We start from the raw sequence: 11,860 nt of genomic DNA on the forward strand, positions 1-11,860 counted from the left end.
TTGGCCGGACCATTAGAAACCATATTCATTGATTCTGGGGGGAATCCAAAAATGGCAGGCGAACACAACATCATTCTCGGTGGCGGCACATCTGACTACCTCGTGGGAACCAGGTGGGCCGATACGATCCGCGGCCGGGGCTCGAACGACACGCTGCACGGTGGGGGCGACAACGACCTTCTCATCGGGGACTGGGGCTCTGATGTCCTCTTCGGTGGCCTCGGCAATGACATCCTGAATGGCGGCAAGGGTTACAACAAGCTCATCGGTGGGGACGGAGCGGACACCTTCCTGATCCAGTATGACGGCTACCAGAAACTTCCCGATTTCGACCCTTCAGAAGGCGATCGCATTGATTTTGCGGATGACAGCCTCAGCGTCGAGGATCTCGCCGTGCGTGACCGTGGTGGCGACCTCCTGCTCCTCGCGGAAAAGCCGGGAGGCGGCTACAAGATCGCAGCTGAAATCATCGGCGGTGCCGGTCTGGACATCTACGATCTTTTCCCGCCCGAAGGCGACATTCCGGGTGATGCCTCGACGCCCGTGAGCCTCGCCCCCGGACAAAGGATCGACAGCCGGTTCGAAACACCCTTCGATTCAGACTGGTTCGCCATCGACGCCAACGAGGGAGACGGGATCAAGGTCAGCGTTTTCGCCTCGTATGATGCATACCCGGATTTCCACTTGTACGATGCCGACGGCAACATCCTGCCGTACCAGCGCTTCTACGAGCCCAGCGACACCGAGAGTATCGTTTTCGAGATCGAGTCCAGCGAGACCGTTTACGTTGGGGTGAATGGTGGCTCTCAAGTCGGTGTGCAATATGCAGTCCGCGTCGACAGCTTCGATTTCGGCGACAATGATATCCCCGGAGACGCCAGCACGACCACGACCCTGGAAACCGGCGTCACCGAGCACAACGATTTCAGCTTCGATGGCGATCGTGACTGGTTCCGCTTTGATACGACAGCGGGCACAACCTACCGCGTCATCATCGACCCGGATTTCTCGTCGAGCCCTCCGAGCAGCAGTCCGAACGTTCGTCCTCTGGATGAAAACGGCATCGAGTTGGATTTCACCCGAGACTCGACGGAATACGGGGGCACTACAGTCGAATTCACCGCCCAGTCGGATGGCGTGATCTACCTGAGCGCCAACGAATCCTATCCGGAGAGCAGCACAACCTACTACGTCCTGACGGCGGAAGTGGTCGCCACCGACACGCTCATCGTCTGAGGAAACCTCGCGCGAAGGCGAATGCCGTCTTCGCGCCTTTTCGCCGCAATCTTGCGTGCCGAACAAATCGGCTGGAGGCTTCCAGATCGATTCGCCCCGCACTGCGGCGAAGTCGCAACACGATTGACTTTTGGTTAACACATCGCCATCTGCGTCTGTGCAATCGGCAAGAATTTGCCTAATACCTTTGTAGCGGTGTGAGCACCGCAACGGAGTCGGTGGGGCTCATGGCGTTTCCGCAACGTGTGGGGACACGGCTTCTGTCGCGGCCACCGATGCAAATCTTGTAAAATTACCAACGGATTATCCCGAACAAACCGCGAGGATAGCTCCATGAGCACACCAGTTTTCAACATGATCGACGGCACCAGCAGCAGTGAAACGCTCACGGGTACCGCCATGAGCGATCTGATCACCGGCTACAACGGCAATGACCGGATCATCGGTCAGGCCGGCAACGACAAGTTGATCGGTAGCAACGGTAGCGACACCCTCTTTGGCGGCAACGGGAACGATACGCTCTTCGGAGGCAACGGCAACGACATCCTCGTCGGCGGCAACGGTCTCAACCGCCTGGTCGGCGGCGTCGGTGCGGACGAATTCGTGCTCAGAACGGGCGGCAAACAGATCATCGCCGATTTCAGCGCCTACGAGGGTGACACGATCCGCATCAGCGGCGCGGACCTCCTGGGTGATGACGGTCGTGTCGATCTGTCCGTGCTGTCGGTTCGCGATAGCGGGCGGGATCTGATCCTCGAAAGCCGTATCGATGGCGAAACCGAGATCCTTGCGCGCTTCAAGAATGCTTCCGGCTACGAACTCTCGCAGATCATCGCGTCCGACCAGCTCGGCGACATTCCCGGCTCAACGAGCACCCGCGCGACCATTGATCTCGACACACCGATCTCCGGCCAGTTCGATTTCACCCGCGATCAGGACTGGTACAAATTCGAGGCCCAGGCCGGCACGATCTACAGCTTCACAATCGAAGCCGACCCGACTGCTGCCAAGCCCGCCAACCTTCTGGATCTGGATGTGCGCAACAGTGCCGGTCGCCTCGTCGATGCCCTCTCGCATGACAATTTCTATGCCGGCGCAGAAGTGATCTTCGAGAGCGCAACCAACCAGACCCTCCATATCGCGGCGGTCGGACACACACCGGGCGGCGGCGGCTTCACGCTCCGCGCGGAAGAATTCGAGAGCGACGACACGGTGGCCGGCGACACCAGCAGCACCGCACGGCTGAACGTGGGCCAGACCGTCCGTGGCAGCATCGACTACTACGGCGATGAGGACTGGTATCGCGCCGTGCTGGAAGGCGGCGATACCTATGTCTTCGAGCTGAGCGGTGACACCGCATCCTCCAACCCGCTGCCCGACACCTATCTTGAGCTTTACGACGCGACCGGCCGGCTGATCGCCTCGAATGACAATGCCAACGGCAGCAGCAATTCCGAACTCGTCTACACCCCGGATGCGGACCAGATCGTCTTTGCGGCCGCGGAATCCTTCGCGGGCATCCACCAGGGCGACTTTGCCCTGAGCCTTGATACGCTCGCCTGATCTTCGCGGGCGGCGCCGTCGCTCGCAACAACCCCGCAATGTTCCTGCATTGCGGGGTTTTCCTGTCCCGCAGGTTGAACCTTTCCTCGCGACGAGGAAGCACCCCAAAAACGATTATTCGCTACCAAAGTATGAAATCGGCATAAATCCGCTTATAGTGTCCAAGCCGAATCATGGGCACCGAGCTTCATTTCGAAGCTCGGATTTTTCTTTGTCTCAAGTTGAAGCGTATATTTTTATAGACATAACGGGGAAATCCAATGACGAGCATTGCAGACGCAATCGTTGGAACTGATCAACCGGACGTACTAGTAGGAGATGGCGAAACCAAAGTCCTCAAGGGCCTTGGCGGAGATGACTGGATCTTCGGCGATGCCGGAAACAACCGGCTCGAAGGCAACGCCGGCGACGATTCGATGTCCGGCGGAGAGGGCGACGACCTTCTGGTCGGCGGGCTCGGAAGCAACGAACTGGCAGGAGGCTACGGCGCCGACCGGTTCGCGATCCGCTCGGACGCAACCCAGCACATCGTCGATTTCGACCCCTACGAGGGCGACAGCCTCGTCATCTGGGACAGTGCCTTTCTGAACGACGACGGCACGGCCGATCTCGACACGCTCATGGTCCAGGATTTCGGCTACGACCTCATCCTCCTCGGCAAGGTCGGCGACGAAACCCAGGTTCTTGCACGCATGGAAGATGCCGCCGGCCTCAGCCTCTACGAAATCCTCCACCAGAGACATCTCGACGAAATTCCCGCCGATACATCCACCGAGGAGACACTCGCGCCCGGGGAGACGATCGCCGGCGAATTCGAATATGGCTACGATGAAGACTGGTATGCCTTCGAAACCGAAGCCGATACCTATTATGCCTTCACGGTCGAGACCGATCCCGATGCCGAGACCCCCGCCGATTATCCGGATGCGGGGCTCTACGACGCGGATGGCTACTGGATCGAGGATTCCATCTACGAATACACCGAAACCGGCGTGATCGCCTATTTCTACGCGGAGGACGCAGCAACGATCTACGTCTCGGCCTATGAAAGCTTTTACGAGGCAAGCAGCTACCTGATCAGCGCCGAGGAAATCGCCTTCGAGGACACCGTCCCCGGCGATCCGAGCACCACGGAGACCATCGCTGTGGGCGAAACCGTCATTGGGGGTATCATGCCGCCCTATGACTCCGACTGGTATGCAGCGGAACTGACCGAAGGCGAAACCTACGTCTTCAACCTCGACCCCGACCCGAGCGCGGAAAAACCGCTGGAGGATACGTATCTCACGCTCTTCGATTCCGAGGGTTTCTACATCACCGAGAACGACGATGCCGACTTCGACGATTACTCCTCCGAGATCGTCTACACGGCCGAGGAAACCGGCACCGTCTATGTCTCCGCCGAGGGATTTGACAGCAGCACGGGTGATTTCATCCTCAGCCTCGACACGCTGATCCTGGCCTGAGCCGGTTCAGGCCCGCGAACCGCACGCGCGCCACCAACTCAATGGGGTTGGCGCGCGTGCCCGATAATCTGCGGCTCCGCGCAGGCATGACGGCTGCATTCCATCTCGAGCGTCACATGGCCAATGCCGAAGGCCCGCGCCAGCTCCGCCCTCACCTCATCCTTGATCCGGTCCGCCCGGTCCCAGGCCCCGGCCTCGACCACCAGATGCGCTTCCAAGGCCGCCTCGTGCTCCTGCATCTGCCACACATGCAGATGATGCACGCCCGTTACTCCGTCGGCCTCGCGCAGCCTGGCCAGAACCGCCGCCACATCCAGGTCGGGCGGGCTTCCCAGCATCAGGATGCGGATCACCCCGCCGATTTCCGAGAAGGACATCCACAGGATATAGCCCGCGATCAGAAGCGTGATGGCCGGATCGATCAGCCGCCAGTTGTAGAGCAGGATCAGCGTGCCACCGAGGATCACCGCGACCGAACCCAGCGCATCCGAAAGATTGTGCAGAAAGGCCGCGCGGATGTTCATGCTGGTCTTCGACATCGTGTAGGTCAGCGCCGCTGTCGCCAGGTCCACCACCAGCGCCACCACCGCGATCCAGACCACCATCCAGCCGTCCACCGGTTCGGGGGCAAAGAACCGCCAGATCGCCTCGTAGACCAGATAGACCCCGATCACGATCAGCGTTGTGTAGTTGATGAGCGCAGCAACCACCTCCGCCCGCGCATAGCCGAAGGTCATCCGCGCATCCGCCGGTCGCCGCGCGATCTTGCGGGCAAAGAAGGCGATGACGAGCGAGAGCGCATCCGAAAGATTGTGTATCGCATCCGCCACCAACGCGAGACTGCCCGAAAGCACCCCGCCCACGACCTGAAGCACGGTAAGCCCGAGATTGACCGCAACCGCGAGCGCCACCCGCCCGTCGCCCGCCTCCGGGTCCACATGATGATGATGGTGGTGTCCGCTCATGCCCTGCCTCGCGTCGCATTCTCACCCGAGCATCCAATCCCCCCTCCCGCTTGGCAAGGGCGGAAACCTCGCGTGCCGATCGCGCGCGCCATCGCATTTCCCACTGGCACAGAAGCCGCCATCGTGATTGGACGGGGGGAAAGGGCCCCAATGCAAAGGGGCCAAAGAGGGAGGCAATTCATGTTCGACACGATCCCCGGCCTGCTCGACCAGATCCGCGGGCGCTTTGCCCATGTGGAGAGCGATCCGTTCCAGGGCGAGCGGATCTTCTTCGAGAACGCAGGCGGCGCACTCACCCTCAACTCCGTGGTGGAGACCACGGCCCGGTTCGCCGCCATCCCCGACAACCAGGGCCGCGACAATGTCGCCTCTTCCGCCCTGTCGTCCGTGATCGCGAAGGCCCGGCAGGACATGCAGACCTTCTTCAATCCCGAGAGCGGCCAGTTCATCGTCGGGGAAAGCGGCACGGAACTGCTCTTCCGCCTCATCCGCACCGCCTGCCTCGGCACGGGCCATGGCGGCCGTGTTCTCGGCTCGACCCTCGAACACCCCGCATCGCGCAGCGCCTGCGCCCGCTATGCACCTGTCGGCGGCAAGACGCATGTCCTCGTCCCCCACGATCCCCGAACCGGCAGCGTCGATCTCGCCGCCTACGCGCCGGAAATCGGCCCCGACGTTCACGTGGCCACCATTCTCCACACCTCCCCCGTCACCGGCATGGCGGTCGATGTGGCCACCATCGCCGCGGGCATCCGCGCCGCCGCGCCCGATTGCTTCATCATCGTCGACGGCATCCAGCACGCCGCACACGGACGGCTCGACCTCGCGGCCTACGGCGTCGACGGTTACGTGATCTCACCCTACAAGGCCTTCTCGCGCCATGGCTACGGGCTGGCCTGGATCTCCGACCGGCTCGCGGCCCTGCCCCATGACACGCTCCTGGACGCGCCCCCGACCGCCTGGGAACTCGGCACCAGAGATACAGGCGCCTATGCGACCTTCTCCGAAGTGGTCGGCTATCTCGATTGGCTCGGAAGCCATTTCATCGAAAGCGAGACCCCGCGCGAACGCATCGTTGCGGCGGGCGCGGCGATCCACGCGCACGAGGCGCAACTGACTGACGCCATGCTCCACGGCAGCGGCAACCTCCCCGGCCTCGCGCAGATCCCCGGCGTCACGATCCTGGGCGGCGTCGAGAACCCGCTGCGCGAGGGGCTGGTTTCCTTCGCGCTCGAAGGCCTGCCCGCACCCGAGGTCGTCGAGCGGCTGAACACCGCCGGCATCCGGACCCATACGCGGAAGGCCGACCACTACTCCGCCAATATCCTCGACCCCATGGGCCTTCCCTCCTGCGTCCGTGTGTCGCTCTGCCACTACAACACCCCCCAAGAGGTCGAACGCTTTCTCGAAGCCCTCCGCGACATCACCCGAAATCTCTGAGCCGCAGGACGGGTTTTCTCCCCGCGCCTCTTCCGCCATTGCGAACGTCCCGCGCGCACGGCATATCTTGGGGCCCGAACCGCCGCCCGAGTGAGCCCGCGCATGAGCCGAACGATCTTTGTCCTCAACGGTCCCAACCTGAACCTCCTCGGCCAGCGCGAGCCGGAGATCTACGGCCACGAGACGCTCGCCGATGTCGAGGCCAACTGCCGCGCCTGCTGCACCGAGGGCTTCGACATCCGCCTTCTGCAGTCCAATCACGAGGGCCAGATCATCGACTGGATCCACGAGGCCCGGCATGACGCCTGCGGCATCGTCATCAACCCCGGGGCCTTCACCCATACCTCCGTGGCGATCCTCGACGCGCTCAACGCCTTCGAAGGACCGGTGATCGAGGTCCATGTTTCCAACGTCCACAAGCGCGAGAGCTTCCGCCACCACTCCTATGTCAGCGCCCGCGCCGAGGGCGTGATCGCGGGCCTCGGGATCGAGGGCTACGAGGCCGCCGTGCGCCGGATCTGCTCCCTGCTCGCATAGGCGCGGAAACCCGGCCCGAGTGTCGCAATACTGTTACGACACCGCACTAGAACCCCATCACCCGTTCCCGGCGAACGGAAAGCAAGCACGGGCCCCGCAGGTCCGTCACAGCCACGTTTCGATGAGGTTTCCCCGCATGAACGATCTCCCGCGCAGCCGCGCCGTCTTCAAGACGAGCCAGCTCGAAGAAGCTGCAGGCGAAGGCCACAACCCGACCGCCAACCCGACCATGGGCGAGATCATCGCCGCCCGCTTCTCCCGCCGCGGATTCCTCCAGGGCTCCATGGCCGCAACGGCCATTTCCGCCACCGTGACCCCGATGGCGATGCTCGCCGCGAGCGACGCGAAGGCCCAGTCCACCGGCAGCTTCGACTTCACCGAGGTCGAGGCCGGCGTCGATGCCGATCATCACGTCGCCGAGGGCTATGACGCCGACATCCTCCTGCGCTGGGGCGACCCGATCTTCGCGGACGCGCCCGCCTTCGACCCCGAAAACCAGACGCCCGAGGCCCAGGCGCGCCAGTTCGGCTACAACAACGACTTCGTCGGCTACATCCCGTTCGACGGCTCCTCGGAGCACGGCCTTCTGGTGGTGAACCACGAATACACCAACGAACACCTGATGTTCCCCGGCATCGTCACGGTGAGCGAGGGCGAGGCCACCGTCGCACCCGCCGACCAGAACCGCGTCGATGTCGAGATGGCAGCCCATGGCGGCAGCATCGTCGAGATCCGCAAGGTCGATGGCAAATGGCAGCCGGTGCTCGACGGCCAGCTCAACCGCCGCATCACCGCCAGCACCCCGATGGAAATCACCGGCCCCGCCGCCGGCCATGACCGCATGAAGACCTCCGCCGATGCCACCGGCACCCAGGTCCTCGGCACCATCAACAACTGCGCCGGCGGCGTCACGCCCTGGGGCACCTACATCCTGGCCGAGGAGAACTTCCACGGCTACTTCCAGGGCACGCTTCCCGAAGGCCATGCCGAAGCCGCGAACTACGAGCGCTACGGCGTGCCGGGTGAAAGCTACGAATGGGGCAACTTCCATTCCCGCTTCGACCTCGCCCAGGAGCCGAACGAGCCCAACCGCTTCGGCTGGATCGTCGAGGTGGACGTGTCCGACCCGAACTCCACCCCGAAGAAGCGCACGGCCCTTGGCCGCTTCAAGCACGAGGGCGCCGAAAGCATCGTCGCACCGGACGGCCGCGTCGTGTTCTACCTCGGCGATGACGAGCGCTTCGACTATGTCTACAAGTTCGTCACCGCGGGCACCTTCAACCCCGATGACCGCGCCGCCAACATGGACCTGCTCGACGAGGGCACGCTCTATGTCGCCCGCTTCGAAGAGAGCGGCGCCGTGGAATGGATGCCGCTCACCTTCGGGGAAGGCCCGCTCACCGAGGAAAACGGCTTCGCCTCCCAGGCCGACGTGATGATCGAGACCCGCCGGGCCGCCGACCTTCTGGGCGCCACCCCGATGGACCGTCCCGAGGACATCGAGCCCAACGGCACCAATGGCCGCGTCTACGTGATGCTGACCAACAACACCCGCCGCGAGGAGGCAAACGCCGCCAACCCGCGCGTGGACAACGCCTTCGGCCACATCGTCGAGATCGCAGAAGAGGGCGGGGATTTCGCCGCCACCACCGGCACCTGGGAAATCCTCGTGCAATGCGGCGATCCCTCCATCGCCGAAGTGGGCGCGACCTTCTCGACCGAAACCACGACCAATGGCTGGTTCGGCATGCCAGACAACTGCGCCGTCGATACCGAAGGCCGGCTCTGGGTCTCCACGGACGGCAACTCGCCCTCCGACACCGGCCGCACGGATGGCCTCTGGGCGATGGAAACCGAAGGCGACCTCCGCGGCACGTCCAAGCTCTTCTACCGCGTGCCGATCGGCGCCGAGATGTGCGGCCCCTGCCCGACCGAAGACCTCACCACATTCTTCGTGGCGGTCCAGCATCCGGCAGACGGCGGCGAGGACTGGGAAGAGTTCGGTCGCGTCTCCTACTACGAGGACCTCTCCACCCGCTGGCCCGATTTCGACGACGCCATGCCGGTTCGCCCGGCCGTCGTCGCCATCACCAAGCAGGGCGGCGGCCGCATCGGCTGACCAGACCTGACCGGCCCACGCGGCAAACTTTGAAACTGCCCGGCCCCGTCACTCACTTGGCGGGGCCATTTCATCTTGCACTCTTGTATTTCGTGGCGAACAACAATGCTGAGCCGATCAGGCCATGGGTACGGGGAAACAATGGCACGGGACAAGCCGAAGGCGCTGTGCCTGCGGCGGCCCGTCCGGCTGGCTGGCGCATCTTTGACGCAGGGGCATACCCCCGGTCTAGGCAGTGTCGTCACCATAAACTGCGTTGAACAGACGGCTTTGCGCCACCCCCCGATCCGCCGCCGGCACGGCCTCGAAACGGCATGGACATCCCCACTGCCGACTTCTGCTCTCGCGAATGTAGGCAAAGCAAACGCGCGCGACCGCTTTAGGCGTGGTGCACCTTCACCATTTGCCGCAGGGGCCGGGCAAAGCGCCCGCCCCTTCCCGCAGGCCCGGCCCGGAATAACGGCGCGTCAGCCCCCCGCAGGCACGGTCTGGCCGCCTGCCCGCTTCCAGGCCTCCAGCCCGCCGCGATACCAGAGCACGTTGGTATAGCCGAGGTTGATCGCCCGAAGCGCGGCGTTGTAGGACATCCAGCATTCGCGCGACGCGCAGTAGAAGATCATCGGCATTTCCCGGTTGCCTTGCGTCACCTGCTGAAGGAATGCGCCCATCTGCCCCGAGATCTGATCGCCGAACTGACCAGGCGCACTGGCCGGCACCGCCGGGATCGCGCCGGGCATCATCTCCTGAGCACCGAGCACATCGAAGAGCAGGTAAGTCGCCTGCCGCCCCTGCACCAGCTCGACCAGCCCCCGCGTCGTCACCAGCTGCCCACCCGGAATGCTCGCGGGCGTCGGGCCGTGCATGGCACCGCCATGAAGCTGCTGCACCGGAGTCACCCCGAAATCCTGCCGCTCGTATTGCGCAAGCTGGTCGAGAAACTCGAGGAACCGCGGATCGAGCCCCGAGGATGGCGCAGGCTGCTGCGCCACCGGCGGCTGGCCTTGCGCATACCCCTGCCCAGACCCCTGCGGCGCGACGGGCTGCGGTTGCTGCCCATACTGCGGATGCGGCTGGTCGAAGCCGGTTCCCTGCCCGGCATAATCGGGCTGGGCCGGAAGCCCGGGGGGCTGGCCCGCATAGCCCGGCTGCTGCCCGCCATATTCCGGCGCCCGTCCGCCATATCCCAGCTCCTGCCCCCCCGGCACGGCGCCCGGCGGTGCGATGCCGCGCACCTGGCCACCGAAATCCTGCGAGGGCTGAACACCCATCGGTTGCCCCATCGGTTGGCCCATCGATTGCCCCATGGCACCCGTCTGCGCCTCGCCAAATGAATTCTGTGCAAAAGCCGCACCACAAATCAGCATCGAAACCGATGCCAGCATCAATCGAAACATTCCCGCCTCCCCTTCAGGGCGTCACGCGCAACAATTGCCCGTCGAGCCCCAGTTCCACCCCCGGATTGAACAGTGAGTCATTCGTCAGAAGATAGGTCCCGTCATCGAGCTGCCAGGCGTGCTCGTATGTGTTGTCGAGCTGCACCGTGCCGCCGTTCACCGCGTCGTTGTAGGTTTCGACACCCCGGATCGCCTCGACCCGCTCCCGCTGGCCCCGATCCTCGATGGCCCGCCGCTGCTGGTAGCCGTCGTTGATGATCCCCATGATCTCGTTGCTGGCCTGCGAATTGATCCGCGACATCGCGCTCGCATGCTGCGTGTTCTGTCGGCTCAGGACGGCATGATGCTGCGCGATCTGCCGCTGCCATTCCGGCCCCGGACGGATGGACTTGCGAATGGCCTCCGCCACCTGAAGGTTCAGCCGACCCGCGGGCGCCGCCGCGACGAAGCCCGGATTCGACGCACCCCCGCGAATGTCCTGCCCCGGCAGCCCGTACATTTCCGGCGTGGTCAGTCGCCACATCATGATCTGCGCAATGACCGAGGCGCGCATCTCGCGCCCGTCCTGCTGAAAGGCGATCAGTGCCTCTCCGGCATCCACCGCCGTCTCATATGCCATGGAGCCGTAATCCTGCCGCCCCGCCACGCCCTGCATCTCGGTGAGAAGATCGGGCCGCTGGCGATAGTCGATCACCTGTGCGCCGGGGATCGACTGCGCCGCAACCGTTGCCAGGAAATCGCGGGCGTTCGACACTTGCATCTGCGGGCACGGGCCGCCGGGCTGGCTCTGCCAGCTCAAGGCCGGGAGGATCGCGACGCCCTCGCTGTCGTCGGGCAGACCGCTGCGCCAGTCGAAATTGTAGCCCGATCTGTTGCAACCACCGAAATTGCCCCAGACCACGCCGCCCTGTTCGCGCCAGTGATGCGGCACCATCAGCGAGAAGGCCACGAGCGGTCGCCCGAAGCCCTGCGCGTCGATCACGTCCACCGGCTTCATGCGCAGCTGCCCCTGCGCTCCGGCTCCCCCCGTCAGGCCGAGAATCAGGCCCAGCGCCAGGGCCGCACGTGTCACGGCTCGAACCATTCCCCGTCTCCATTCCCCCCGAACGTCGGGAGCATAGCGCGAAACGGGCTTTCTGT

9 protein-coding genes are annotated in these 11,860 nt (G+C 63.8%); 6 read left to right on the top strand and 3 right to left on the bottom strand.

What is annotated here, in order from left to right; translation table 11 throughout:
- Window positions 1-51: 51 nt before the first annotated feature.
- The 3 genes from ACP15W_RS10805 to ACP15W_RS10815 all read left to right on the top strand — a co-directional run bounded on the left by ACP15W_RS10805 (window position 52) and on the right by ACP15W_RS10815 (window position 4,265).
- Window positions 52-1,236 carry a calcium-binding protein gene (locus ACP15W_RS10805; protein ID WP_424932902.1) on the top strand — a complete coding sequence of 395 codons (1,185 nt, stop codon included), beginning with the start codon at window positions 52-54 and terminating at the stop codon, window positions 1,234-1,236.
- 333 nt (window positions 1,237-1,569) lie between these two features.
- Entirely contained in the window at window positions 1,570-2,799 is a 1,230-nt protein-coding gene (locus tag ACP15W_RS10810) for a calcium-binding protein (RefSeq protein WP_424932903.1), read from the top strand.
- Window positions 2,800-3,059: 260 nt separating this feature from the next.
- Window positions 3,060-4,265, top strand: a complete 1,206-nt coding sequence (locus ACP15W_RS10815) for a calcium-binding protein (protein ID WP_424932904.1) — start codon at window positions 3,060-3,062, stop codon at window positions 4,263-4,265.
- Between the two features lie 38 nt (window positions 4,266-4,303).
- On the opposite strand, the gene ACP15W_RS10820 is transcribed toward ACP15W_RS10815, so the two are convergent.
- Entirely contained in the window at window positions 4,304-5,230 is a 927-nt protein-coding gene (locus ACP15W_RS10820; RefSeq protein WP_424932905.1) for a cation diffusion facilitator family transporter, read from the bottom strand.
- Window positions 5,231-5,410: 180 nt separating this feature from the next.
- Here ACP15W_RS10820 and ACP15W_RS10825 point away from each other — a divergent pair, with 180 nt between their 5' ends.
- The 3 genes from ACP15W_RS10825 (at window position 5,411) to ACP15W_RS10835 (ending at window position 9,326) form a co-directional block, all read left to right on the top strand.
- Window positions 5,411-6,670, top strand: a complete 1,260-nt coding sequence (locus tag ACP15W_RS10825; protein ID WP_424932906.1) for an aminotransferase class V-fold PLP-dependent enzyme — start codon at window positions 5,411-5,413, stop codon at window positions 6,668-6,670.
- 102 nt (window positions 6,671-6,772) lie between these two features.
- The gene (gene aroQ / locus ACP15W_RS10830) at window positions 6,773-7,207 is read left to right on the top strand and encodes a type II 3-dehydroquinate dehydratase (protein ID WP_424932907.1); all 435 of its coding nucleotides are present in this window, start codon (window positions 6,773-6,775) and stop codon (window positions 7,205-7,207) included.
- Window positions 7,208-7,343: 136 nt separating this feature from the next.
- Entirely contained in the window at window positions 7,344-9,326 is a 1,983-nt protein-coding gene (locus ACP15W_RS10835; RefSeq protein ID WP_424932908.1) for a PhoX family protein, read from the top strand.
- 467 nt (window positions 9,327-9,793) lie between these two features.
- Here ACP15W_RS10835 and ACP15W_RS10840 read toward each other — a convergent pair whose 3' ends face one another.
- Window positions 9,794-10,720, bottom strand: coding sequence for a rhodanese-like domain-containing protein (locus ACP15W_RS10840; protein ID WP_424932909.1), 927 nt, complete (start codon window positions 10,718-10,720; stop codon window positions 9,794-9,796).
- 13 nt (window positions 10,721-10,733) lie between these two features.
- Complete coding sequence (locus ACP15W_RS10845) at window positions 10,734-11,804, bottom strand: hypothetical protein (RefSeq protein WP_424932910.1); 1,071 nt, start codon at window positions 11,802-11,804, stop codon at window positions 10,734-10,736.
- Window positions 11,805-11,860 lie beyond the last annotated feature (56 nt).

The organism is Amaricoccus macauensis (genome assembly GCF_049800915.1).
In the GTDB taxonomy this organism is placed as follows: domain Bacteria; phylum Pseudomonadota; class Alphaproteobacteria; order Rhodobacterales; family Rhodobacteraceae; genus Amaricoccus; species Amaricoccus macauensis_A.